The organism is Fluviibacterium sp. S390, from assembly GCF_049800695.1.
Lineage (GTDB): Bacteria > Pseudomonadota > Alphaproteobacteria > Rhodobacterales > Rhodobacteraceae > Meridianimarinicoccus.
On record NZ_JBNAFN010000016.1, the window covers coordinates 25470 to 50853 of the forward strand.

The 25384-nt window shown below is 65.2% G+C and carries 25 protein-coding genes; 14 read left to right on the forward strand and 11 right to left on the reverse strand.

The features are described from left to right. Positions 1-13: 13 nt before the first annotated feature. The 9 genes from ACP15K_RS13245 to ACP15K_RS13285 all read right to left on the reverse strand — a co-directional run bounded on the left by ACP15K_RS13245 (position 14) and on the right by ACP15K_RS13285 (position 9517). Complete coding sequence (locus ACP15K_RS13245; RefSeq protein WP_193141360.1) at positions 14-838, reverse strand: sugar phosphate isomerase/epimerase family protein; 825 nt, start codon at positions 836-838, stop codon at positions 14-16. Beyond that, positions 835-1989 (reverse strand): dihydrodipicolinate synthase family protein, encoded by a 1155-nt coding sequence (locus tag ACP15K_RS13250; RefSeq protein WP_424990730.1) that lies wholly within the window; start codon positions 1987-1989, stop codon positions 835-837. The genes ACP15K_RS13245 and ACP15K_RS13250 overlap by 4 nt, the downstream gene beginning before the upstream one ends. 13 nt (positions 1990-2002) lie before the next feature. Further along, positions 2003-3154 (reverse strand): Gfo/Idh/MocA family protein, encoded by a 1152-nt coding sequence (locus ACP15K_RS13255; protein WP_193141358.1) that lies wholly within the window; start codon positions 3152-3154, stop codon positions 2003-2005. A 378-nt stretch (positions 3155-3532) separates the two neighbouring features. Continuing rightward, on the reverse strand, positions 3533-4195 hold the full coding sequence (locus ACP15K_RS13260; RefSeq protein ID WP_193141357.1) for a TetR/AcrR family transcriptional regulator: 663 nt from the start codon (positions 4193-4195) through the stop codon (positions 3533-3535). A 63-nt stretch (positions 4196-4258) separates the two neighbouring features. Continuing rightward, a complete protein-coding gene (locus tag ACP15K_RS13265; RefSeq protein WP_193141356.1) occupies positions 4259-5578 on the reverse strand; it encodes an enolase C-terminal domain-like protein in 1320 nt (439 codons plus the stop codon). Next, the gene (locus tag ACP15K_RS13270; RefSeq protein WP_424990731.1) at positions 5575-6405 is read right to left on the reverse strand and encodes a sugar phosphate isomerase/epimerase family protein; all 831 of its coding nucleotides are present in this window, start codon (positions 6403-6405) and stop codon (positions 5575-5577) included. Before ACP15K_RS13270 ends, ACP15K_RS13265 begins: the two co-directional genes overlap by 4 nt. After that, positions 6398-7921 (reverse strand): tripartite tricarboxylate transporter permease, encoded by a 1524-nt coding sequence (locus ACP15K_RS13275; RefSeq protein WP_193141354.1) that lies wholly within the window; start codon positions 7919-7921, stop codon positions 6398-6400. The genes ACP15K_RS13270 and ACP15K_RS13275 overlap by 8 nt, the downstream gene beginning before the upstream one ends. Beyond that, on the reverse strand, positions 7918-8397 hold the full coding sequence (locus tag ACP15K_RS13280; RefSeq protein ID WP_424990732.1) for a tripartite tricarboxylate transporter TctB family protein: 480 nt from the start codon (positions 8395-8397) through the stop codon (positions 7918-7920). The genes ACP15K_RS13275 and ACP15K_RS13280 overlap by 4 nt, the downstream gene beginning before the upstream one ends. Positions 8398-8494: 97 nt before the next feature. After that, complete coding sequence (locus ACP15K_RS13285) at positions 8495-9517, reverse strand: Bug family tripartite tricarboxylate transporter substrate binding protein (RefSeq protein ID WP_424990733.1); 1023 nt, start codon at positions 9515-9517, stop codon at positions 8495-8497. A 380-nt stretch (positions 9518-9897) separates the two neighbouring features. Here ACP15K_RS13285 and ACP15K_RS13290 point away from each other — a divergent pair, with 380 nt between their 5' ends. The 12 genes from ACP15K_RS13290 (at position 9898) to ACP15K_RS13345 (ending at position 21218) form a co-directional block, all read left to right on the forward strand. Further along, positions 9898-10686: a transporter substrate-binding domain-containing protein gene (locus tag ACP15K_RS13290; RefSeq protein ID WP_424990734.1), complete on the forward strand. Its 789-nt coding sequence runs from the start codon at positions 9898-9900 to the stop codon at positions 10684-10686. A gap of 59 nt (positions 10687-10745) precedes the next feature. Further along, positions 10746-11408: an amino acid ABC transporter permease gene (locus tag ACP15K_RS13295; protein WP_424990735.1), complete on the forward strand. Its 663-nt coding sequence runs from the start codon at positions 10746-10748 to the stop codon at positions 11406-11408. Between the two features lie 9 nt (positions 11409-11417). Further along, positions 11418-12080, forward strand: coding sequence for an amino acid ABC transporter permease (locus ACP15K_RS13300; protein WP_424990736.1), 663 nt, complete (start codon positions 11418-11420; stop codon positions 12078-12080). Continuing rightward, the gene (locus tag ACP15K_RS13305; protein WP_424990737.1) at positions 12077-12799 is read left to right on the forward strand and encodes an amino acid ABC transporter ATP-binding protein; all 723 of its coding nucleotides are present in this window, start codon (positions 12077-12079) and stop codon (positions 12797-12799) included. The genes ACP15K_RS13300 and ACP15K_RS13305 overlap by 4 nt, the downstream gene beginning before the upstream one ends. Before the next feature lie 65 nt (positions 12800-12864). After that, positions 12865-13824 carry a dihydrodipicolinate synthase family protein gene (locus ACP15K_RS13310; RefSeq protein WP_193141347.1) on the forward strand — a complete coding sequence of 320 codons (960 nt, stop codon included), beginning with the start codon at positions 12865-12867 and terminating at the stop codon, positions 13822-13824. After that, positions 13815-14765, forward strand: a complete 951-nt coding sequence (locus ACP15K_RS13315; RefSeq protein WP_424990738.1) for a proline racemase family protein — start codon at positions 13815-13817, stop codon at positions 14763-14765. Before ACP15K_RS13310 ends, ACP15K_RS13315 begins: the two co-directional genes overlap by 10 nt. Positions 14766-14820: 55 nt before the next feature. After that, on the forward strand, positions 14821-15876 hold the full coding sequence (dctP, locus tag ACP15K_RS13320; protein ID WP_424990739.1) for a TRAP transporter substrate-binding protein DctP: 1056 nt from the start codon (positions 14821-14823) through the stop codon (positions 15874-15876). A 63-nt stretch (positions 15877-15939) separates the two neighbouring features. Then, on the forward strand, positions 15940-16488 hold the full coding sequence (locus tag ACP15K_RS13325; RefSeq protein ID WP_193141344.1) for a TRAP transporter small permease subunit: 549 nt from the start codon (positions 15940-15942) through the stop codon (positions 16486-16488). A 3-nt stretch (positions 16489-16491) separates the two neighbouring features. Next, positions 16492-17802, forward strand: coding sequence for a TRAP transporter large permease (locus ACP15K_RS13330; protein WP_424990740.1), 1311 nt, complete (start codon positions 16492-16494; stop codon positions 17800-17802). 8 nt (positions 17803-17810) lie between these two features. Beyond that, positions 17811-19064 (forward strand): NAD(P)/FAD-dependent oxidoreductase, encoded by a 1254-nt coding sequence (locus ACP15K_RS13335; protein ID WP_424990741.1) that lies wholly within the window; start codon positions 17811-17813, stop codon positions 19062-19064. 13 nt (positions 19065-19077) lie between these two features. Continuing rightward, on the forward strand, positions 19078-20181 hold the full coding sequence (locus ACP15K_RS13340) for a cis-3-hydroxy-L-proline dehydratase (protein WP_424990742.1): 1104 nt from the start codon (positions 19078-19080) through the stop codon (positions 20179-20181). A gap of 11 nt (positions 20182-20192) precedes the next feature. Next, entirely contained in the window at positions 20193-21218 is a 1026-nt protein-coding gene (locus ACP15K_RS13345; RefSeq protein WP_424990743.1) for a trans-3-hydroxy-L-proline dehydratase, read from the forward strand. A gap of 49 nt (positions 21219-21267) precedes the next feature. Here ACP15K_RS13345 and ACP15K_RS13350 read toward each other — a convergent pair whose 3' ends face one another. After that, entirely contained in the window at positions 21268-22284 is a 1017-nt protein-coding gene (locus ACP15K_RS13350; protein ID WP_424990744.1) for an Ldh family oxidoreductase, read from the reverse strand. Between the two features lie 157 nt (positions 22285-22441). Between ACP15K_RS13350 and ACP15K_RS13355 the strand changes: the two genes are divergently transcribed. After that, positions 22442-23134, forward strand: coding sequence for a GntR family transcriptional regulator (locus ACP15K_RS13355; protein ID WP_193141338.1), 693 nt, complete (start codon positions 22442-22444; stop codon positions 23132-23134). 108 nt (positions 23135-23242) lie between these two features. After that, positions 23243-24754 carry an aldehyde dehydrogenase (NADP(+)) gene (locus ACP15K_RS13360; protein ID WP_193141337.1) on the forward strand — a complete coding sequence of 504 codons (1512 nt, stop codon included), beginning with the start codon at positions 23243-23245 and terminating at the stop codon, positions 24752-24754. A gap of 231 nt (positions 24755-24985) precedes the next feature. Here ACP15K_RS13360 and ACP15K_RS13365 read toward each other — a convergent pair whose 3' ends face one another. Continuing rightward, positions 24986-25369 (reverse strand): c-type cytochrome, encoded by a 384-nt coding sequence (locus ACP15K_RS13365; RefSeq protein WP_193141336.1) that lies wholly within the window; start codon positions 25367-25369, stop codon positions 24986-24988. Between the last annotated feature and the right edge of the window lie 15 nt (positions 25370-25384).

The window sequence follows — 25384 nt, forward strand, 5'->3', positions numbered from 1 at the left end:
CCCGAAGGTCGGTCTAGATCACCGGCAAGGCCGCGATCATGGCCCGCAGAACCTCATCGGCGGGCTTGGTCCACCAGTTGTTGGCCGAGAAGATCTCGACCTCGACAAGACCATCAAAGCCCTGCGCCTCGACCATCTGGCGGAGGGCGGGAATGTCGATCACACCTTCGCCCATCATGCCGCGATCGGTCAGCATGTCCTGCGTCGGGTTCATCCAGTCGCAGACGTGGAAGGCCAGCAGGCGGTCCTTGCCGGCGCGGGCGATCTGGTCTGCCACGTCTGGATCCCACCAGATGTGATAGACATCCAGCGCCACGCCGATGCCGTCGCCAAGCTGGTCGCAGATGTCCAGCGCCTGCTTGGTGGTGTTCACGCAGGCCCGGTCGGCGGCATACATCGGGTGCAGCGGCTCGATCCCGACCTTCACCCCGGCGGTGCGGGCATACTCCAGCGTCTTGCCCAGACCTTCGGTGACGATCTCGCGCGCTCCGACGATGTCTTTCGAGCCTTCGGGCAGCCCACCCACCACCATGACAAGGCAGTCCGCGCCGATGGCGGCGGCCTCGTCCACGGCGCGCTTGTTGTCGTCGATGACGGCCTGGGTCAGCGCCCCCTCGGCGGTGTACCAACCACCCCGGCACAGGCCCGAGACGCCCAGCCCGGCGTCGCGGATCAACTTTGCGGCGTGATCGACACCGCATTCCTGCAGCCTGTCGCGCCACGGAGAGATGCCGCCGATGCCATGCCGGGCGCAGCCGTCGACGCATTCGGCCAGATCCCATTGTTTCGACACCGTGGCGGTGTTGAGCGACAAGTCCCGCGCGGTGAGCGTTCTCATACCGACACCCCCCGCGCCTGGAACACCGGCTTGGCGCGTCGCGCAACCTCTTCAGGATCGGTGAATAGCTGCGCGGCATTGGCCAGCCGGATGGCTTCTGCCAGATGCAGGGTCGAGCGGGCGCTTTCCTGCCCGGCGACCATGGTGAAGTGGTCCTGATGGCCCATCAGATAGGCCAGAAATACCACACCGGTCTTGTAGAACCGCGTCGGCGCCTTGAAAATATGGCGGCTGAGCGGCACCGTCGGATCGAAGGCGGCGCGATAGGCGGCGCGGTCGCCCTCGGCCAGCGAGGTCAGCGCCCGGCAGGCCGCCCCGGCGATGGGATCGAAGATGCCCAGCAGGGCATGGGAAAAGCCCTGGTCGTCGCCCTCGATCAGATCGGGATAGTTGAAGTCGTCGCCGGTATACATGACCACGCCTTCGGGCAGGCGGCGGCGCATGGCGATTTCCTTTTCCGCCGACAGCAGCGAGATCTTGATGCCATCCACCTTGTCGGCGTTGTCGGCGATCACCGACAGGCAGGTGTCCATCGCCGCCATGTGATCGGCATCGCCCCAGTATCCGGCCAGGGCCGGGTCGAACATCTCGCCCAGCCAGTGCAGGATCGCCGGTTGCTTCAGCCCCGACAGGACACGGCCATAGACGCGGGCATAATCGTCGGGCGATCTGGCGGCTTTCACAAGCGCGCGGCTGGCCATCAGGATGACGCGGCTGCCGGTGGCCTCGACCGCTTCGCACTGCATTTCATAGGCCGCGATCACATCGTCGATGGTCACATCCGGGCCGGGGACCAGATGATCGGTGCCGGCGCCACTGGCAATCAGCGCGCCATCGGGCGCGACCTCCATGCTGCGGCGGATCAGGTCCAGCGAGGTCGGCCAGTCAAGCCCCATGCCGCGCTGCGCGGTGTCCATTGCCTCGGCCACGCCCAGGCCCAGCGACCACAGGAGATGGCGGAAGGCCAGGGTGCGGTCCCAGTCGACCGAGACGCCCTCGCCCGGGTCCAGATCGGCCAACGGATCGGCCACCACATGCGCGGCGGCATAGGCAGTACGGGTCCAGTTTCCGCCCGGCGCGGGCACCGGCCCGGCGGCGAGGGTCACCGTATCGGTGCCGCCGCCTGCCGTGGGAAGGATCAGGTTTGCCATGTGTCAGCCCCCCTCAGATATCCAGAGCCGGCACGTCCAGCCAGCGGCGTTCCTGCGAGCTCTTGTAACCCAGCTCGGCCAGTTGCACGCCCTTGGCGCCTTCGACCAGAGTATAGGACCACGGCGCGTCTTCGACCACGTGCAGCAGGAACTGTTCCCATTGCACCTTGAAGCCGTTGTCGAACACCTTGTTGTCGGGCACTTCGACCCAGTCTTCAAAAAAGTTCATGGTCTGCTTCTGGTCGGGGTTCCAGACCGGCTTGGGCGTGTTGACCCGCGCCTGCGAATAGCAGGTGTGCAGACCGGCCACCGCACTGCCGTGGGTGCCGTCGATGTGGAAGGTCACCAGATCGTCGCGACGGACACGGGTGCACCACGAGCTGTTGATATGGGCGATGATGTCGCCTTCCAGCTCGAACGTGGCATAGGCGGCGTCATCTGCGGTGGCGTCATAGCGTTCGCCGTTTTCGTCCCAACGTTCGGGGATATGGGTGACGGCATTGCAGGACACGGCCTTGACCGGCGCGACAACGTTGTCGAGCACATAGCGCCAGTGGCACAGCATGTCGGACACCATGCCGCCGCCGTCCTGCTTGCGATAGTTCCACGACGGACGCTGTGCTTCCATCCAGTCGCCTTCGAAGACCCAGTAGCCGAATTCGCCGCGCACGCTGAGGATCTTGCCGAAAAACCCGCTGTCGCGTAGGCGCTTGAGCTTGGCGAGGCCGGGCAGGTCCAGCTTGTCATGCACGATGCCGTTCTTGACGCCTTTGGCCTTGGCGTGCTTGGCGATGGCAATGGCTTCGTCCAGACCTTCCGAGACCGGCTTTTCGGAATAGACATGTTTGCCGGCGTCGATGGCCTTGCGCAGCAGTCCGGGGCGCATCTGGGTGCTGGCGGCATCGAAAAAGATGGTGTCATCGGGATTGGCCAGCGCCGCGTCGATATCGGTGGTATACCGCGTGACCCCGTGCTTTTTCGCAAGCTCGGCAATCTTCTTCTCGTTGCGGCCGACAATGATCACGTCCGGAACCAGCAGATCCCCGTTCTTCAGGCGCACGCCACCTTGATCGCGGATCGCCAGAACCGAGCGGATCAGGTGCTGGTTCATCCCCATCCGGCCGGTGACGCCATGCATGATGATGCCGATACGTTGTGTGGTCATGTCGTTTCCATCCTTCGCTTTGGAATTCGTGTCTCGGCACCGGCTTGCCAGCCTGGTGCGGATTGTGGTGCTGTCCTATCGGCGCGCAAGCGGCCTGTGGGCTTCGGCAGGACCAGAGGTCAGGGTGGGGAGGCCCCCGCCCGAAAATGCGATGTCCGTCATGCAATCTCCTCCAATCTACCACTCGGTAGCCCTTAAACTACCAACTAGTAGGTTAATGAATCCAAGTCAAGTCAGAATGACTTCGGCTGCGTTGTTTCAAGGGGTTCAGGGGGCTGTGACGATGGCGCAAATCGGTCCGTGTACACACACGCAGCTCTGCCCCGCGCGCGAACAACACGCGGGGTTGACGATTGGGCAGAAAGTGCACGGCCTGCGTTAAACCGCAGGGGGCACGGCGGTTTTCAGATAGCCCAGGATCATGTCGGCGGCTTGATCCGCATGGCGTTTCAGCCAGGCCTCGCCGATGGGCGCGCGGAACACCACCGTCAGCGTGTGCATGTTCGAAATTGGAAACCAGCAGACCGAGGCGATGAAAATATACAGATCGACCGGCGGAATGGCGCGGTGGAACATGCCGTTCTCCTGCCCGCGTTTCAGTATCTCCTCGACGCGGCGCAACAGGACCGACTGAATCTCGGCCAGGTCATCCAGACCGCGAATGGTCTCGCCGCCCATCAGGTTCTCGGTGTTCAGCATCCGGATGAACCACGGGTTGTTCCAGAAGTGGTTCATGGTGAAATGCACCAGCGCGCGGATCGCCTCTTCGGGGTCGAGCGTGTCCAGCTCCAGCGTCATCTCGCCTTGCCGGATCTGGATATAGGCTTCACGCAAGGCGGCGGCATAGACCGCGTTCTTGTCGCCGAAATAGTCGTAGATCATCGGCTTGCTGACCCCGGCGCGTTCGGCGATCCGATCGACGCGCGCGCCAGAATGGCCGACCTCGCTGAATTCCTCCAGCGCGGCATGCAGGATGGCGGCCCGGGTCAATTCGGGGTTGCGCTTGCGATCCTTGCGGATCGGAGAAACTCGCTTGGCCATATACCCTCGCCGTCGTCTGTCAGGACAATCCTCTCTGTACCCCGGCGCGCTGACTTGTGCACCCTACCAGCCGAAACCGGGCTGACCCAGTGACCCGATCGCCACTTTACCCCCCACGATACGCAAGGCGACGCCGCCGGAGGTGTCGGTCAGAATATCGTCGTGGCGGTGCAGCAGCATTGCGCGTTCCGCGTCTGGCGCACCCTGCAAGCCGCCGGCAAAGTGGTGGCCGTTGCGTTCGACGTCCACAACCCCGCAAGCCGACATCATCGCCGCATCCTGCAACCAGCAGATGCCCGGCTGACAGGTCAGATCCTCGCCCGACAGAACCGCCCCTGCCGCCTCGGCGCGGGCCTTGTTCAACAGGGCGCGCAACATCCCCTTGCAGCTTTTGATCGACGTGCCGGACCAGCCCAGTTCCAGCGCGCGGGCAAAGGCATCCTCACTATCGTCGCTTTCATCGATGATCAGGGGCAGCGGCGCAGCAACCGGTTCGCTCAGGGCAATCTCGCGCGCGAAGGGCTGTTCGACGAACCGCACGGTGCCAAGGAACCGCTCCAGCGCCGCATCGCGGGCCATGCTGCCCAGCAGGCGGCTGAAGTTGTCGGGCGTGTATTGCTCGTTGGCGTCCAGCGTCACGGCATAGTCGCCGCCCTGATCCAGAAGCGCCGCGATGTCGCGCAACCGGCGCTGGTCCGCCTCGGGATCGCCTTTCAGCTTGATCTTGAAGGCCGCGATGCCGGTCTGGGAAATCACCTCGTCCAGCGACACCGGCAGGCCATCCTCGGGCGCATCCTGTGCCTTTTCTGACTGCCGCAGCGGGGCATCAAAGCCGATGGTGTGGCGCAGAACAAGGGTCGTTGGGGCGGTGATCGCGGACAGTGACCGGCGGAGTTGATCGACGGTCAGATCCGGGGGGCAGCCCTGGGCCAGGCCGAAGGCATCGTCGCGCGCCGCCTGCCAGAACGGCAGACCCAGCGCCCGGCACAGCGCGTCGATCACCGCCATCTCGACCAGCGACGGGCCAAAGCCAAGGGCAAGGGGCGGCGTGTCCGGCAGGGCGCGGGCGACCTCGGCCCGCAGGCTGCGCGTCACCGTCAGGGCCGTCCCGCCCTGCCCCGGGGCTGCCGCCACCGCCGCCGCCACGACCCTGCGCAATTCATCGATGGTGTCGGCGTTGCTGAGGTCCGCGCGCTTGTTGAACCAGCGCGGCACCATCAGTTGCGCCGACCGCCCGGTCGCGCGGGTGCCGTTCACCTCGATCTCGACCCGACAATAGGCTTCGGCGGTTTCGCGCACTTCGGTGCTGCCGAACTGGAACGGCAGGCGCATCGCCACCGGGCGTTCGGACCACGAGGCCGAGAGGATCGCAAGTTGGGTCATGCGGCGGCCCTTTCACAGGCTTTCAGGGTGGCGATGCCGGTCGCGGCGGTCACGCTGGCGTCGATCAGGGTGCGGAAGGGTTCGACCCCGATGGGCCTGTTCCAGCCGGTCTCGACAAGGGCGGCGACGATCTGGGGGAACGGATCGTCGCCCATGCCCGGCGCGCCGCGATTGGTGTCATTGGCGTGGATATGGCCAATCATGCCGCCCGGCACCCAGTGCCGGATCAGATCGGCCACCGGGGCTTCGGTCTGGCCGGCGGCGCTGATGTCGATCATGGTGCGGAAGGCGGGGCTGCCGATGGCGCAGACAAGGTCCACCCCCTGCCCCACGGTGTTGAGCGTCCGATCCTCGACCCGCGACAGCGGTTCGATGCAATAGGTCACGCCCCGGCGCTCGGCCGCGGCGGCGATGGGGGCGAAGAATTCGGCAAGTTGCGAGAGCAGCGCGGCATCGTCCAGCCCCTCGGGCCGAAGTCGTTGCTTGGGCGAGCCATGGACCAGCACCGTGCCGCCGAGCCCCGCGCACAGGTCGACCATCCCCATCAGGATGTCACGCGCCCGCGCCTGCCCGGCGGGATCGGTAATCGAGACATCGGCGTAGCTGCTGAGCAGCCAGTGCAACCCGGTGACGCGCACGCCTTCCGCCGCGATCTCACCCCGGATCTGCGCAATGCGTGCATCTGTCAGGGCATGAGGGGCCGCGCCCAGCGTCGCCGGGTCCAGTTCCAGCCCGCAATAGCCCAGCTTTGCGGCGATATGCGCCTGTTCGCCCAGCGACTTGCCCTCGCCCGCCAGCAGTTCGTTGCACAGGGTGAAATCAAGCATTCAGCCGCGCTCCGATCCAGCGGAAGGGGGCCAGCGCCAGGCGGCGGACCGCGGGGATATTCATGGCAATCGAGGCCACGATCAGCGCCACGAAGATCGCCGACACCGGCCGCGTGAAGAACGGGGCAAGTTCGCCGTCGCTGAGCGTCAGGCCGCGCCGCAGGCTCTTGTCCAGCAGATCGCCCAGGATGATCCCCAGCACCAGCGGCGCCATCGGGTATTTCATCTGCCGCAGGACAAAGCCGATCAGGCCGAAGGCGACCATGATCCAGATGTCGAACATGCGCTGGCTCAGGGCGAAGGTGCCGATCACGCACAGCACGAAGACCACCGGCATCAACCGGCTGTAGGGCACCCGCAGCACCTGCACGAAGGCCTTGGTCAGGGTCAGCCCGTAGAAGGCCATGAAGACCGTCGCGATCAGAACCATGGCGCTGATCAGGCCGACGAACTGCGGCTGCTCGATCATGATCAGCGGTCCGGGCCGGATGCCATGGATGAACAGCGCCGCGATCAGAACCGCCGAACTGGCGGACCCCGGCACCGCCAGCGTGATGGCGGGGATCAACGATCCGGGCACCACGGCCGAGTTTCCGGTTTCCGCCGCGATCAGCCCTTCGTGGCTGCCATGACCAAATTTCTCTTTTTCCTTCGACAGCTTGCGGGCTGTGGCATAGCTGGCCCAGGCGCCGATATCCTCGCCCACACCGGGGATGATGCCGACGATTGTGCCGATGACGCCCGAGCGCGCGATGGTGAACTTGTGACGCCAGATATCGCCCATTTCGGGGATCGTGCGGTCGCTGGAATCCTTCTTGGTGGCGATCTCTCCGGCGCGGTTCCACATGGCGGTCAGCACCTCGGCGAATCCGAAGGCACCGACCATGGCCGGGATCAGCGCGATGCCGGCGTTCAGGTCGGACAGGCCCAGGTTGAACCGCACATGCGCGTGGATGCCTTCCGAGCCGATCATCGCTACCGCCAGCCCCAGAAGCCCGGCAATATAGCCTTTCAGCGGGGTGGTGTCGGCGGTCAGCTGGCCCGAGATCAGGATGCCGAAGACCGCCAGCCAGAAAAACTCGAAACTGCCGAAGTTCAGCGCGGCTTCGGCCAAAGGCGGCGCGATCAGCACCAGCATGACGACCCCGGCCACGGTGCCAAGGGCCGAGCCCGCGGTGGCCAGCCCCATGGCATAGCCCGCCCGGCCCGCCTTGGCCAAGGGATAGCCGTCCAGCGAGGTTGCCGCGCTGGCCGGGGTGCCGGGAATGTTCAGCAGGATGGCGCTGCGCGAGCCGCCGTAGATCGCACCGACATACATGCAGATCAGCACGAAGATGGCAGAGGTGGAGTCCAGCGAATAGGTCAGCGTGGTCATCAGGGCGACGCCCATGGTCGCCGTCAGACCGGGCAGCGAGCCCACGACGATGCCCAGAAGCGTTGCCCAGGCCGCGTGAAACAGCATGCCGGGGGTCAACAGCGTGCCCAACCCGGTCATCAAATCGCCCAGTCCGCTCATGGCAACCGCACCAGGAACAGCTTTTCAAACAGCAGCGACGATCCCAACGCCACACCAAACGCCAGCACCAGCCCCGCCGCAAGCGAAATGGCCTGCGCCCGGCGGGCGCCGCCGATGGGGAAGGAGAATGCCAATGTAAAGCACAGGGTGAAGATGAAAGTGGCCCAGAAATACGGCAACCAGCCCACCAGCCCCAGCGCATAGAGGGTGCAGATCACGGCTGTGGTCGCCAGTCGCGCCCAGGACCCGCCCGTGAAGACCATAGCCTCGTTGCGTTCGGCCTTGGCATAGGAGGAGCGGTACAGCAGGATCGCGCAGATCGACAGCAGGACGCCAAGGATCATCGGAACAAGCCCCGGAATCGAGGCCGGGTGGATTCTCCGGATTTCCAGTCTGTCCATCGTGTAGCCACCCGCCAGCAGGGCCAGACCAAGCACAAGGAAGATGACTGCCGTAAGGCGGTCCGCCTGGGCCATTCGCATCGAAATCACCTGTTATTTGTCAGGGGAAGGGCGTCCCCGGAAAGCCTGCAGATCCGGGCGACGCCATATGGCCCCGCCCGGAGAAAGCGGGTTATTCCGCGGGGCAGGTGATGCCGATCTCGGAGGGATCGACAACGGCCTCGCCACGGGTGACGCGGGCGCAGGCCTCGGCGATCACCACCGGCATGGCCCGGTCAAAGGCTTCCTTGCCGAAACTGGGGGCAAAGACCGCACCGCGATCGGTGGCATAGGTTTGCAGGGCTTCGCTGGTCATCACCTTGTCCTGCCAGACCTGGTTGACGGTGTCATAGACCTCTTGCGGGGCACCCTTCGGGATGAAGACCCCGAAATAGTCCGCGGCCACTTCGAAATCGGGCATGAACTGGGTGATCGGCGGCACCGGATCGATACCTTCCACCACCAGCGGGGTGTCGGACAGAACCGCCAGGGGGCGCAGGCGACCGGCGCGGATCATCTCGGTCTGCTCCACCGCAAGCTGGGTGGTGGCCACGACTTCGCCGCTGGCTGCCGCGATGACGGCAGGGTTGCCACCGTCATAGGCAATCATGCGCGCGCCCGACAGGTCGCCCTCGGCGCTTTCCTTGATCGCCGCAAGGGCCATGCCGCCCGAGGAGTTCACCCCGGCCGTGCCCACCGTGACCGACTCGCTGGCCATGGCGTCAAGCAGTTCGGGGAAATCCTTGTACGGGGCATCGGCATTGACACTGACCAGCGGCACGTTGGCCACATGCAGGTAGATCTCGTAGTCGTTGATCGAGGTATTCTCGATCAGCCCGGTCACCGAATAGGTGGCGTTGTTGGCAATGGCGTTGGCGGTCCAGGTATAGCCGTCGCGCGGCGCGTCCAGCGCGGCCTTGGTTCCGGTCGAACCCGACGCGCCCGGCTGGTTGACCACCACGATCTCGGTTCCCAACGCCTCTTCCAGAATGGGCGCGACCACGCGGGTCACCTGGTCGGTCGATCCGCCGGCTGACCACGGCACGATGATGTTGATCGGGCGATCCGGTTTCCAGCTGTAATCCTGCGCCGCAAGCGGTGCCGCAAGAACTGCCCCGGCTGCCGCGAGCACCGCGATCTTGGTTAGGTGTGTCATGGTATCTCCTCCGCTATCTACCATGTGGTAGGTTATGGAGGCTTTCCGGCCCTGTCAAACCCTTTGGCACGGCGTCGGCCCCTGATCCGGATATCCCGCAAGGGGCACAGCCGGGCCCAGGGCCGGGGGCGGCCCTTGCGGCGGTCCCGTTCGACGGTCCGCGCCAACTGGCAGCACCGCACATCGGCCATCCGGAGTCTGGCGACATGGCTTTGCGCCCTTGCCCACCCACGCCCCAATTCGCCTAATATTTAAGCAGTACCGCTGAATTTCACGGCCAAATGGCGCTTAAACCGGGATTTTCGAGATTCATGTGGATTTTGGATACAATATCCCGTATCGAATCATTACCAACAACGGAGGCACAAATGCTAAAAACAATGGCCGTCGCCGCGGCGCTCTCGCTGGTATCGATGACACCGACACTCGCGGATACACTGGATGATGTGGTTGATCGGGGCACTCTGCGGTGCGGCGTCGTTCTGGACTTCCCGCCGATCGGCTATCGCGATGCCAAGAACCAGCCCGCAGGTTACGACGTGGACTATTGCAACGATCTCGCCGCCGCGCTTGAGGTCGAGGCCGAGATCCTGCCGGTGACCTGGGCCGAACGTCTGCCGGTGATCGTGACCGGCCGCGCCGACGTGGTGTTCGGGGCCACTTCCGACAGCCTGGCGCGTGCCCGCACCGTCGGTTTCACCATTCCCTATGCCATCTACTACGCCCAGGGCGTCGTGCACAAAGACAGTGGCATCGAGAGCTTCGAGGACATCCGCGGCAAGCGCGTCGCCGCCGCCATCGGCACCGTGCCCGAGCAGGAGTGGCTGAAGATCGCCGCCGAATGGGGCGAAGAAGGCAACTATCAGGGCTACCAGTCCGAGAACGAGGTGTTCCTTGCCGTGGCACAGGGCAAGGCCGACATCGGCATCACCACCAACACCGCCGTCCTGCCGATCACCCAGCAGTACGACACCATCGACCCCGGCCCGCGGATGCCCTGGACCACCGACTATACCTCGGTCGTGGGCAAGCGCGAGGATGTGACCTGGCTGAACTATCTCAACCTGTTCATCACCCATCAGGTGCGCAGCGGTCGCTATCAGGAGTTGTGGAGCCACTATGTCGGGGGCGAGGCGCCCGAGTTGCGCATTCCCGGCGTGATGTACTGATCCGTCCGTGAAACCCTCCCTGTCGGCGCTGTCCGGCAGGGATCCGGAGCACATCTCCCATGTTCGACTATAATTTCCACTGGCGGCCCGTGATGAAGAGCCTGCCGGATCTGCTGGAGGCGGCCTTGCTGACCCTGCAGGTCGCGGTTCTGGCGATGATCCTCGGCATCCTCATCGGCCTGTGCCTGGCGCTGATCCGGCTGCACATGACGGGTCCGGCGCGGTGGTTCGCGACGTCCTGGGTCGAACTGGCGCGCAACACGCCCGCCTTGTTCCAGCTGTTCTTCTTCGGCTTCGGGCTGGGTGCCTTCGGCCTGCACCTGTCGCCCTATCTGATCGTGCTGACCGGGCTGACCTTCAACAGCGCGGGCTATCTGGCGGAAAACTTCCGCGGCGGCTTTCAGGCCGTGCCCGACACCCAGGTCCGCGCCGCCCGCAGCCTCGGCATGACGCCCTGGCAGACCTATACGCGGGTGATCATCCCGCAGGTTTTCCGCATCGTCTATCACCCGATCACCAACCAGATGGTCTGGGCCGTGCTGATGTCCTCGCTGGGGATGCTGGTGGGCTTTCGTGAACTCAGCGGCGAGACCCAGTTCTTCGCCAGCCGCACCTTCCGCATCTTCGAATACTTCGCCGTCACCGCCGTGATCTACTATGCCATCGTCAAGGTGATCCTGTTGTCGTCACGCCTGCTGGCCACCCGGCTGTTCCGGTACTGAGAGGACAGGATGGAAACCACGCAATCCTTCTTCAGCGGCTTCACCCCCTACGACCTTCTGTTTCTGGGCGAAGCGGCGCTGCGCACGCTCTGGATCTCGGTGCTGTCGATATCGATCGGTACGGTACTTGGGGCGATCTTCGGCTGGATCCTCTACGAGGGCCGCTGGATCGCCACGTTGACCATCGCCCCGGTGCTCGACATCTTCCGATCGGTTCCACTGATCATTCAGCTGGTGCTGTTCTACAACTTCGCGCCTATCGTGGGGCTGAACCTGGATCCCTTCGCCTCGGGGCTGGTGATCCTGACGATTTACACGGCCGCGCTGGTCGCCAATGTCGCCCGTGGCGGGATCGAGGCGGTGGGCCTGCCCATGCGCCGCGCCGCCCGCAGCCTCGGCATGAGCTATTGGCAGGACCTGCGCCACGTTGTGCTGCCCATCGGCGGGCGTGCCGTTTTCCCCTCGTGGGTGGGGGTTGCCCTTGGGGTGATGAAGGACAGCGCGCTTGTGTCGGTGCTGGGCTATGTCGAGCTGCTGAAAGCCAGCCAGATCCTGATCACCCGGACCCAGGAACCCTTCCTGATCCTGACCGTCGCGGGCGCGTTCTACTTCGCATTGTCCTACCCGCTGTCCCGCTACGCCTTGCATCTTGAAAACAGGTGGGCCCAATGATCTCCATCCGCGACCTTCACAAGTACTTCGGCTCTCTGCACGTTCTCAAGGGGATCAACCTGGACGTGGAAAAGGGCGAGGTGCTGTCCGTCATCGGCGCCTCGGGCTCTGGCAAGTCGACGCTGCTTTATTGCATCAACGGGCTGGAACCGATCCAGGGCGGCAGTGTCACCGTCGACGGCACCGATGTGCATGCCAAGGGCACCGACATCAACAAGCTGCGCACGAAGCTGGGCATGGTGTTCCAGCAGTGGAACAGCTTTCCGCATCTGACCGCGCAGCAGAACGTCGAACTGGCCCTGAAGATCGTCAAGAAGCTGCCACGGGACCAGGCCCGCGAGATCGCCTTCCGTCAGCTCCGGCACGTTGGTCTGGGCGACAAGCTGGATGTCTATCCCAGTGCCCTGTCGGGCGGCCAGCAGCAGCGGCTGGCGATTGCCCGCGCGCTGGCGATGGAGCCGACCTACATGCTGTTCGACGAGGCCACCTCGGCGCTGGATCCCGAACTGGTGGGCGAGGTGCTGGACACCATGCGCCTGCTGGCCGAGGAGGGCATGACGATGATCTGCGTCACCCACGAAATGGGCTTTGCCCGCGACGTGTCCGACCGGGTGGCCTTCTTCCACAAGGGCGTGATGGAGGAAATCGGACCGCCCTCGCAGATCTTCGGCAACGCCCTGTCCGAACATACCCGAAAGTTCCTCGCCAACGTGCGGTGAGGCCTTTTTTCAACCCTGGCACCGCCCGTCGCGGCGGACAGATCTACTAGTGAATGGAGCCTACAATGTCTTCGAACGTTTTCACCGGCACGATGCCGGCCCTGATGACCCCCTGCAACGACGACCGCACCCCCAATTTCGATTCCCTTGTGAAAAAGGGCCACGAGATGATCGACGCGGGCATGTCGGCGGTGGTCTATTGCGGATCCATGGGTGACTGGCCGCTGCTGACCGATGCACAGCGCATGGAAGGCGTCGCCCGTCTGGTCGACGCCGGTCTTCCGGTGGTGGTCGGCACCGGTGCGGTCAACAGCCAGGCCGCCGCCGCCCATGCGGCCCATGCCCAGAGCGTCGGCGCCGCCGGCCTGATGGTGATCCCCCGCGTGTTGTCGCGCGGCAGCTCGGCCACCGCGCAGCGGTTCCACTTCAAGGCCATCCTCGACGCCGCCCCGGACGTGCCTGCGGTGATCTACAACAGCCCTGTCTACGGGTTCGCCACCCGCGCCGATCTGTTCTTCTCGCTGCGCGCCGAGCACAAGAACCTGATCGGCTTCAAGGAATTCGGCGGCAAGGCCGACCTGCGCTACGCCGCCGAGCACATCACCAGCCAGGACGATCAGGTAACCCTGATGGTCGGCGTCGATACCGAGGTCTACCACGGTTTCGTCAACTGCGGCGCCACCGGCTCGATCACCGGGATCGGCTGCGCCCTGCCGAAAGAAGCGCTGCTGCTGGCCCGCCTGTCGAAGAAAGCCGCCGCAGGTCACGCCGAAGCCCGCCAGCGCGCGCTGGAACTGACCGAGGCCATCCATGTGCTGTCCACCTTCGACGAAGGCCCGGACCTGATCCTTTACTACAAGCACCTGCTGGTTCTGAACGGCGAGGAAGAGTATCGGCTGCACTTCAACGAGACCGATGCGCTGACCGATGCACAGCGCAACTACTGCGAACAGCAGTATGACCTGTTCCGCACCTGGTTCGCGGATTGGTCCAAGCAGGGCGGGATCATCGCCGAATGCATGTAGTCGACAGCCATACCGGCGGTGAGCCGACGCGCGTGATCCTCGACGGTGGCCCGGATCTTGGAACCGGGCCACTGGCCGAACAGGCGCGGCGGCTGGCCCGCGATCATACCGCTTTCTGCAACGGTGTGATGCAAGAACCGCGCGGCCAGCCGGCCATGGTGGGCGCCCTGCTGGTGCCGCCCACCGATCCCGATTGCGTCACCGGCGTGATCTATTTCGATGCCGGTGCGGTGCTGGGCATGTGCGGCCACGGCACCATCGGTCTGACGGTAACGCTGGCTCACCTTGGCCGGATCGCCCCCGGCACCCACCGGATCGAAACCCCGGCCGGGGTGGTCACGGTGACCCTGATCGACACCCACACCGTGCAGGTCACCAACATCGAAAGCCGCCGCGTGCAGAAGGCGGTCGAGGTCGTGGTGCCGGACTTTGGCACCGTGACCGGCGATGTGGCCTACGGCGGCAACTGGTTCTTCATCGTCGAGCCCAGCCCCCTGCCAGTACGCCCCGACAACATCCGCGCGCTGACCGACCTGGCGGTCGCCATCCGCACGGCGGCCAATGCGCAGGGCGTCGGCGGCGGACCGGACACGCCCATCGACCACGTGATCTTTCAGGACGAGGTGCCGGGGTCGAACGTCCACAGCCGCAACTTCGTACTGTGCCCGGACGATGCCTATGACCGCTCACCCTGCGGCACCGGCAGTTCGGCGCGACTGGCCTGTCTGGCCGCCGATGGTCGTCTCGCACCGGGCACAGAGATCACCCAGGAAAGCGTCATCGGCTCGTCCTACCGGCTGTCCTGGCAGCCCGGCCCGACCGGCGGCGTGATCCCAACCTTGACCGGCCAGGCCTTCATCATGGCTGAAAGCACGCTGGTCTTCGATCCGGAAGATCCCTTCCGGGACGGCATACCCACGGTGTTCGCCGGAAACGGCTGACACCACCCCAACTTCCACCATGGTTCCAACTCAAAGAGGTCTGAACATGAACAGGATGTCCACATTTGCAGCGGCGGGGATCACCCTTGCCCTATCCGGCAACGCCTTCGCGGCCGAGGTCGAATGGAAGATGACCGCCGCCGTTGGCGAAGGCTCGTTCCTTTACCAGAACTTCATGGAACGCTTTGCCGGCAACGTCGAAACCCTGACCCAGGGCCGGGTCGAGATCGAACCGTTCGGCGCTGGCGTCATCGTGCCCGCCTTCAAGGCCTATGAATCCGTGCAGGACGGCATCGTCGAGGCCGGGCATTCGACGCCCTCCTACCTGGTCAACCAGGATCCGACCAACGCGATCTTCGCCAGCTTCCCCGGCGGCATGTCCCCCGAGGCGACCCTGCACTGGGTCTATGAAGGCGGCGGCGAAGAACTGCTGCAGGCGTTCCGGCGCGAGGACATGGGGCTGCACAGCCTTGTGGTCGGCATCGGCACCTCGGAAATCATGGCCCATTCCAACGTGAAGATTGACACCGTCGAGGCCCTGAAAGGCGTCAAGTACCGCACCTCGGGTGCCTTCGCGGCGGTCATGCAGGAAGACTTCGGCGCCATCCCCACCGTGGTCCCCGGCAACGAGATCTACACCCTGCTGCAGCGCAAGGGCGTGGATGCTGTGGAATGGTCCACCCCCGGCGCCAACTTCTCGGAAGGCTTCCACGAGGTCGCGCCCTTCCTGATCCTGCCCGGCGTGCACCAGCCGTCGTTCCTGTGGGAGGTTTTCGTCAAGCAGGAAACCTGGGACGCGCTGCCCGCCGACCTGCAGACCCTGATCACCGCCGCCGCCAAGCTGACCACCTATGAAGGCTTCACCCACTTCGGGGATGCCGACATCAAGGCTATGGCGGACTACCGTGATACAAAGGTCGAAATGGTGCTGATGGACCGCGCCGAGTCCGAGAAGATCCGCGAAGCGGGTCGCAACTGGGCCCGTGCCCGCGCCGCCGAGCAGGCCGAGGCCGGCAACCCCCGCACGCAGGAGGTTCTGGACAGCTACCTGGCCTACCAGTCGAACTGGGCTGAAAACTCGATCTACCTGGTGCGCGACAGCGCCCAGTAAGCCCATCTCCCCGCGCAGGCCGGTCCTCTCCCGCCGGCCTGCGCATCCCTCCCGGAGGCTGCCATGCAAAGATTCACAAACGCCGTAGAACGACTGGCCAACGGGCTGGGGGTCATCGGTCAGTTGACCATTCTCGCCATGATCGCCTCGATGCTCTACGAGGTCGTCGCACGCTATGCGTTCAACGCGCCCACGCTCTGGGCATTCGACATTTCCTACATGCTGAACGGCTCCATCGTGTTTCTGGGCGCGGCCTATTCGCTGCGCAAGGAAGCCCATGTGCGCATCGACTTCCTGTCCCAGAAAATGCCCCTGCGCGCCCAACAGATCCTGAACGCGGCGGTCTATGCGCTGGTCATGGTGCCGATCACCGGGGCGCTGACCTGGGTGGCGGCGGGCAAGGCGCTGAAGGCCTTCCGCACCGGCGAGGTCGAGAACGTCAGCCCCTGGGCACCGCTCATGTGGCCCTTCTACACCGTGATCGCCATCGGGCTGCTGGCCTTCTGCCTGCAATTCCTTGCCGAAGCCCTGAAATATGCAAACGGCGAAAAACGCCCCGGCGAGACGCTTCCCGATGCGGGACCGGACGCCGCCGCCGGACCGGAGTCCTGATCCATGACACCCCTGTTGATGTTTGCCACGCTTTTCGTGCTGGTCTTTGCCGGGATCCCGGTCGCGTTTTCGATGATGATCGTCTCGGTCATCTTCGGCTACACGGTCTTTGGCGACCTGCTGTTCTTGCAACTTTACGGCCCGCTCCTGCACACAGCGTCGAACTTCGTTCTGGCGGCGATCCCGCTGTTCATCTTCATGGGCGCGGTGCTGGAACGTTCGGGCATTGCCCGGCGGCTGTTCCATGCGCTGCAACTGTGGCTGGGTGGAATGCCCGGCGGTCTGGCGCTGGCCACCATCGCCATGTGCGCGATCTTTGCCGCCGCTTCGGGCGTCGTTGGCGCGGTCGAGATCGTCGTCGGCCTGATGGCCATCCCGGCGATGCGTCGGGTCGGCTATCGCAATGACCTGATCGCGGGCACCATCTGCGCCGGGGGATCCCTTGGCACGATCATTCCACCCTCGGTCATCGTGGTGGTCTATGCCTCCATCGCGCAGCTTTCCATCGGCCAGCTTTTCGCCGCCTCGCTGCTGCCCGGTGCGCTGATGGTCGCCTTCTTCGTGGGCTACGTGCTGATGCGCAGCCTGCGCCGCCCACAGGATGCGCCCTCGCTGCCCCGTGAGGATCGCGCCATACCCTTGGGCCAGAAGCTGTGGATCACCGCGACGGCCCTGCTGCCGCCGCTGCTGCTGATCGGCATGGTTCTGGGCTCGCTGCTGGCCGGGGCCGCTTCGGCCACCGAAGCCGCCGCCGTGGGCGCGGCCGGAACACTGGTGCTGACCCTGATGTTCCGGGAACTGAACCTGACCATGCTGCGCGAGGCCCTGGGGGTTACCCTGCGCATCACCTCGATGATCATGCTGATCGTGGCGGGCGGCACCATGTTCACCAGCATCTTCGCCGTGACCGGCGGCAGCGGGCTGGTGCGCGATACGGTAGAGCTGATCGGCTATGGCAACGCCGGGCTGATCGCCTTCCTGCTTCTGGTGGTGTTCTTCGCGGGCTTCGTGCTGGACTGGGTGTCCATCGTGCTGATCCTCGTGCCGATTTTCGCGCCGCTGGTGCGCAGCGCTGGCATCGATCCGATCTGGTTCGCGATGCTGGTGCTGGTGGTGATCCAGACCTCGTATCTGACCCCGCCGATGGCACCGTCGATTTTCTATCTGCGGTCGATTGCGCCCAAGGACATGACCTACGGGGACATGTATCGCGGCGTGTTGCCATTCGTGGCGGCGCAGGGGCTGGTGCTGCTGGCACTGCTGCTGTTCCCTTGGCTGGCGACTTGGTTGCCTTCGATCCTTGTTGGACTGTGAGACTTGACATGACCCCCACCAACGCCCCCCAGGATGTTATCGTCATCGGTGCCGGCATCATCGGCATCTCGACCGCGCTGGAACTGACCCGTCAGGGCCACCGCGTGCAGGTGCTGGACCGGGCCGGCGTCGCGGAAGGGGCTTCGGCGGCCAGCGCCGGGGCCTTCGCCTTCACCGACATCGTGCCGCTGGCCACACCGGGCATCATGCGCAAGGCCCCGAAATGGCTGGCCGACCCGCAAGGGCCGCTGTCGATCCCGCCCGCCTATGCCTTGAACATTGCGCCGTGGATGCTGCGGTTCTGGCGGGCCAGCTGGCGCGACCGCTATGAGGCCGCGCTGTCGGCCCAGGCCCGGCTGATGACCCATTCCCGCGCCGCACTGGAACGCCAGGTCGCCGATGTGCAGGGCGAGCCCCTGATGCAGCGCGACGGCCAGTTGCAGCTGTATGAAGGTGCGCGCGAGTTCGAGGCCAGTCGCGAGGGGTGGGAACTGCGCCGCCGCCACGGCATCGCCTTCGACCTGCTCGACAGCCCCGGCGCCATTGCCGAGATCCAGCCGGGGCTGGACCCACGGTTCACCCATGCGGCCTTTACCCCGGACTGGCTCAACACCGTCGATCCGAAAACCTGGGCTGAACATCTGGCCGCGACCCTGCGCCAGCGCGGGGGCACGATCACCCGGGCCGAGGTGCGCGCCCTTCAGCCCGGTCCCGACGGCGTAACGGTGCAGACCGATGGCGGCCCCCTCATCGCGGCACAGGTGGTCGTCGCTGCCGGGGCCTGGTCGCATCACCTGGCGCGGACCCTGGGCGACCGTTTCCCGCTGGAGACCGAGCGCGGCTACAACACCACCCTGCCGCCGGGGGCCTTCGATCTGCGCACCCATCTGACCTTCGCGTCGCATGGCTTCGTGGTGACCCGGATCAACGGCGGCGTGCGGGTGGGCGGTGCCGTGGAACTGGGCGGTCTCAAGCTGCCGCCGAACTATCGCCGCTCCGAGATCCTGCTGCGCAAGGCCGCCAGCTTTCTGCCGGGGCTGCGCACCGAAGGTGGCACCCAATGGATGGGCTTCCGCCCCTCGATGCCCGACAGCCTGCCGGTGATCGACGCCTCCCCCCGTGTGCCGGGTGTGTTCTATGCCTTCGGTCACGGCCACCTTGGGCTGACACAGGCCGCCGGCACCGCCGAGCTTCTGGCCGCCCTGATGCGCGGTGCCCCGCCGCCGCTGTCCCCGCAGCCCTATTCCGCCGCCCGTTTCTGAAAGGACCGCTTCCGTGAAGATCACCAAGCTCAACGTCTATCAGGTGGACCTGCCCCTGAAGGAAGGCCGCTACAACTGGTCGAACGGCAATTTCGTCGAAGTGTTCGACAGCACCGTGCTGGAAATCCAGACCGACGAAGGCTTGTCGGGCTATGCCGAATGCTGTCCGCTGGGCTCGGCCTATCTGCCGTCCTTCGCGCTTGGCGTCCGCGCCGGGCTGGCAGAGCTGGCCCCGCATCTGATCGGGCAGGATCCGCTGAACATCGGGCAGATCAACCGCACCATGGATGCCGCCCTGCGCGGCCATCCCTATGCCAAGGCACCGGTGGATATTGCCTGCTGGGATCTGCTGGGCAAGGCCACGGGCCTGCCGCTGTACGTGCTGTTGGGCGGCGCGGCGCAGGACGACGTGGTGCTGTATCGCGCCATCAGCCAGGAAGACCCAGACACCATGGCCCGCAAGATCGAAGGCTATGCCGCCGAGGGCTATACCAAGTTCCAGCTCAAGGTCGGCGGTGACGCCAATGACGATATCGAGCGTATCCACGCCACCCGCGCCGTGCTGAAGCCCACCGATCTGCTGGTCGCCGATGCCAACACCGGCTGGACCCGGCACGAGGCCGCCCGCGTCGTCGGGGCCATCGCCGGGCTGGATGTCTATGTCGAACAACCCTGCCTGACCTACGAGGAATGCGTCTCGATCCGCCGCCGCACCCCCCTGCCCTTCGTGTTGGACGAGGTCATCGACACCCCCAACACGCTGGTGCGCGGCATTGCCGAGGATGCAATGGATGTCGTCAACCTGAAGATCAGCAAGGTCGGCGGGCTGAGCCAGGCCCGGCTGATGCGCGACCTTTGCGTCGCCCATGGCATCCCGATGACCATCGAGGACACCTGGGGCGGCGATATCACCACCGCCACCATCGCCCATCTGGCGCGTTCCACCCCGGCGGAGTTCACTTTTTCGGCCACAGATTTCAACAGCTACGGCACCGTGGCCATCGCCTCGGGCGCGCCCGAACGGGTCGATGGCCGGATGACAGCCGCCGACCGTCCGGGTCTGGGCATCACCCCGATCTTCGACACGCTTGGCGATCCTGTCGCCAGCTATTCCTGAGGCCCGGCCCCATGCGCAGCAACAAGACCATCCATGTGATTTCGGCCCATGCCGAGGGCGAGGTCGGCGACGTGATCGTCGGCGGCGTCGCCCCGCCGCCCGGCGACACGCTTTGGGCGCAGCGCGATTTCATCGCCCGCGACGAAACCCTGCGCAACTTGGTGCTGAACGAACCGCGCGGCGGCGTGTTCCGTCATGTCAATCTGCTGGTGCCGCCGAAGCACCCCGAGGCCGACATGGGCTTCATCATCATGGAACCGGAATACACCCCGCCGATGTCGGGCTCGAACTCGATCTGCGTCTCGACGGTGCTGCTGGACGGGGGCATCCTGCCGATGACCGAACCCGAAACCCGGCTGACGCTGGAAGCGCCAGGCGGGCTGGTGCGGGTGCGCGCCGAGTGCCGCAATGGCAAGGCCGAACGGATCTTCGTCCAGAACGTGCCCAGTTTCGCCGGCCAGATCGGCGCCGCGCTGGACGTGCCGGGGCTGGAGCGTCTGAGTGTGGACACCGCCTATGGCGGCGACAGCTTCGTGGTGGTGCAGGCCGCCGATCTGGGGCTGGAGATCACCGAAGCCAACGCCCGCAAGATCGCGCAACTGGGCAACCGGATCGTGGCCGCGGCAAACGACCAGCTTGGATTCGTGCACCCCGAGAACCCGGATTGGGCGCATATCTCGTTCTGCGCCTTCTGCGGGCCGCTGGAACAGACCGCCACCGGCCTGCGCGGGCGTTCGGCGGTGACGATCCAGCCCGGAAAGGTCGACCGTTCGCCCACCGGCACTGCGGTTTCGGCGCGCATGGCGCTGATGCTGGCCAAGGGCGAGATGACGGCGGATCAGGAGTTCGAGGCGATCTCGATCATCGGATCGCGCTTCACCGGGCGGGTGGCAGCGCAGACCACCGTGGGCGGGCGTCCGGCCATCGTGCCCGAGATCAGCGGCCGGGGCTGGATCACCGGCATTCACCAGCACATGCTGGATCCCGACGATCCCTGGCCCGGTGGCTATCGGTTAAGCGACACCTGGGGGGTGTGACCCACCGGGCCGCGCCCGGCACGCGTGATGCAAGCCGGGACACCCGCGCCTAGCCCAGCAGGGCCAGCAGGTCGCGGTGCAGCCCTTCGGAAATTTCCACATAACCCCGCTCAAGATTGCGGGCGCGGGCGGCATAGCGGCGCTGCGATGGCAGCCGCGCACCCTGATCGACGATATCGGCAAACAGGCGTTCGGCGCGGGCATCGTTGGCCTCGGCCCTCCCGCCCGAGAACTGATCGGGATCGAAGGCAAGGATGATCTGCCCGTGATAGGGCGCTGTGCCATCGGCCCCGGCCGCAGCCTGGCTTTCCTTGCTGGTCAGGTCGTCGATCAGCGGGCCGGCCATCAGTTCGATCATGATCGACAGGGCCGATCCCTTGTGTCCGCCGAAGGTCAGCATCGCACCATCCAGCGCCGCCTGCGGGTCGCGCGTCGGGTTGCCGTCCCGGTCGATGGCCACCCCTTCGGGCAGTTGCTTTCCGGCGCGCTTGTAAAGCTCGATCTCGCCGCGCGCGAAGCCGCTGGTGGCGAAGTCGAAGGTGAACGGCGTCTGGCCCTGACGCGGCCAGCTGAAGGCCAGCGGGTTGGTGCCAAGGGTGCCGCGCCGCCCGCCGGCCGGAGCCACCCAGGAATGACTGGGCACCATCGACAGCCCGGCCAGCCCGGCGCCCGCCAGATCCTCGACCTCGGGCCAGAGCGCCGAGAAATGGAAGCAGTTGTTCACCGTCAGCGCCGCCATGCCGTGGGCCCGTGCCTTCTCGATCAGCAGGGGCAGCCCGGCCTGCACCGCCAGCAACGACATGCCGTCCCGCGCGTCGGCCCGCACGATGGCATTGTCCGACGGGGTGATCTGCGGCGCCGCTGCCCCGTCGATCTTGCCGTCGCGCATGGTCGCCGCGCACATGAGCAGCCGGAACAGACCATGCGACTGGCAGTCGTCCAGTTGGCAGCGATAGAGCATCTCGGCAATGGCCCCGGCATGGGCCGCGTCATAGCCGCTGTGGGTCAGAACGTCGGTCGCAAGGCCGCGCACCTCGTCCAGGGTCAGTTTGGTTTTCGGCTCCATCCGGGCCTCCACTTTGCTGTTTGTATACGGGATACATCATCCCTCCCGCCAATACCATCCCATTTGCCGAAATCCCGTGCCGTTTCACGCTTGAAAATCCTAGGTAAAATTCTTATTGTATCCAAAATACGGAAAACAACGCTGCAAGAGGCCGCCAATGGCAAGCACCCGTGCTGTCAAGAAAAACACCCTTCCGGACATCATTGCGGACGATCTGCGCGAACGAATCCTCAGCGGTGAGCTGGCTGAAGGCGAGACCATCCGGCAGGAGAACCTGGCCGTGGAATACGACGTGTCGCGCATGCCGATCCGCGAAGCGCTGAAGCGGCTGGATGCCGAGGGGCTGGTGCAGTTCACCAACAATCGCGGCGCCACCGTGACCAAACATTCCCTGCGCGAGATCGCCGAGATCTTCGACCTGCGCATGTTGCTGGAGGTCGATCTGTTCCGCCGCGCCATCCCGGCCATGACCGACGCGGATTTCAGCCGTTGCGACGAGATTCTGGTGGCGATGGAATCCTCCTATGACGCCGATGACGTGGGCAAATGGGGGTCGCTGAACCATCAGTACCATTCGGCCCTCTACGCCGCCGCCGACCGGCGGCTTACCAATGACGTTCTGCAAGGGGTCAGCGTGCATTCCGACCGCTATGTCCGGATGCACCTGAGCGTCATGAAGCAGCGCGAGCCCGCCAAGAAAGAGCATCGCGACCTGCTGGCACTGGCCCAGGCCCGCGACATCGAGGGTGCCTGCGCAATGCTGACCTGGCATATCACCCGCACCAAGGAGGCCCTGCTGGCGCTGGTGGCGGAAAACCGCGCCTCCTCTGCCGAAGACGCCACCGCCTGACACCGCTGCCCACCGACTTCGGAAAACCGGTTGCACGACCCTCCGGGGCACTCGTATCCACGCTAAGATCATCGCACTCCACTGCTTACACAAGACAGAGGCCACACCATGTTTCACCCTCACGGAAATCACCTGATCGCAGGCAACTGGGTTGCCGGAGACGATCGCTTCCCGTCCGAGCCCGCCACGGGACCGTCGTTTGACTATTCCGTTGGCCGCGTGTCCGACGTCGACGCCGCCGCCCAGGCCGCCGAAGCGGCCTTTGCCAGCTATGGCTATTCCAGCCGCGAAAGCCGGGCGGCTTTCCTGAACACCATCGCGGATGAAATCGAGGCCCGCGCCGACGACATCACCGCCATCGGCAGCGCCGAAACCGGCCTGCCCGAAGCGCGCCTTCAGGGCGAGCGCGGGCGCACCACCGGCCAGTTGCGTCTGTTTGCCGAGCATATCCTGAAAGGCGACTACCTGGACCGCCGCCATGACGAGGCCCTGCCCGATCGCGCGCCGCTGCCCCGCCCCGAACTGCACATGATGCAGCGTCCCATCGGCCCGGTCGCGGTCTTCGGCGCCTCGAACTTCCCGCTGGCGTTCTCGACCGCGGGCGGCGATACCGCCGCCGCGCTGGCCGCCGGGTGCCCGGTGGTCGTCAAGGGTCACAGCGCCCATCCCGGCACTGGCGAGATCATTGCCGAAGCCATTCACGCCGCCATCCAGAAATGCGATGTGCATCCGGGGGTCTTCAGCCTGATCCAGGGCGGCAATCGCCAGGTGGGCGCGGCCCTTGTGCAGCATCCGATCATCAAGGCCGTGGGCTTCACCGGTTCTCTGGGCGGGGGCCGCGCGCTGTTCGACCTTTGCGCCAGCCGTCCCGAGCCGATCCCCTTCTTCGGCGAACTGGGCTCGGTCAACCCGATGTTCATCTTCGACGCGGCGCTTTCGGCACGCGGCACCGAGATTGCAAAGGGCTGGACCGGATCACTGACCATGGGCGCGGGGCAGTTCTGCACCAACCCCGGCATCGCCGTGCTGCGCGCCGGACCCGAGGCCGAAGCCTTCATTGCCACCGCGACCGAAGCATTGAATGCCACCGCACCGCAGACCATGCTGACCGATGGCATCGCCAGTGCCTATCGCGCGGGCCAGCGCCGGGTCTCGGCCACCGCCGGGGTGCGCGAAGTCCTGACCACCAGCTGCGATGCGCGGGAGGCGGCACCCTATCTGTTCGTCACCGACGCGAAAACGTGGCTGGCCAACGAGGTGCTGGCCGAGGAGGTCTTTGGCCCGCTGGGTCTGGTCGTCACCGTCGAGGATGCCGACCAGATGCGCGCCGTCGCCGAGGCGCTGCAAGGGCAGCTGACCTGCACCCTGCATGTGGACGACGGTGACACCGCCGTCGCCAGCACCTTCATGCCGGTGCTGGAGCGCAAGGCCGGGCGGGTTCTGGCCAATGGCTTCCCCACCGGGGTCGAAGTGGCGGACTCCATGGTCCACGGCGGCCCCTATCCGGCGTCCACCAACTTTGGCGCCACATCGGTCGGCACCCTGTCGATCCGCCGCTTCCTGCGTCCGGTCTGCTACCAGAACCTGCCGGCAGCGCTTTTGCCCGAGGATCTGCGCTGATCCGCGCCGCGATCTGACCCCGACACATTGCAAAGGCCCGGCACCCCAATGCCGGGCCTTCTGCTGTTCTGGCCAGGGAATGCGCGCAGGGCTGGCCAGACAAGACCTGCGCAACAGGTCCGACCCGGCCGGACGCTCGGCAAACTGCTGCCGAAACGAAAGGTGCCCGGCTTTCCAGCCGGGCACCTTGCGCATTTCCATTCCGCGATTCGCGCGAAACTTCGGAAATTATTATTCGAATGTCTGCAGGTACGCGATGACGTTCTGAATTTCTTCATCCTTGCGCAGACCGGCGAAGGACATCTTGGTTTTCGGGATCAGGTCCTTGGGCTTCGTCAGATAAAGCGTCAGGGTCGGCTCGTCCCAGGTCAGGCCACCTTCTGCCAGTTCCAGCAGGTTGTCCGAATACTTGAAGCCTTCGACCTGGCCGGCGGCACTGCCGACGATGCCGTTCAGCTCGGGTCCGACCTTGTTTTTGGCGCCTTCGCCGACCGCGTGGCAGGCTTTGCACTTCTTGAACACTTTTTCACCGGCTTCGGGGTCGCCGTCTGCCATCACGGGCAGGGCAACAGCGGTGGCCAGTGCGGCGACCATAGAGAGAAGTCCTGATTTCATTTCGATTCCTTTCGC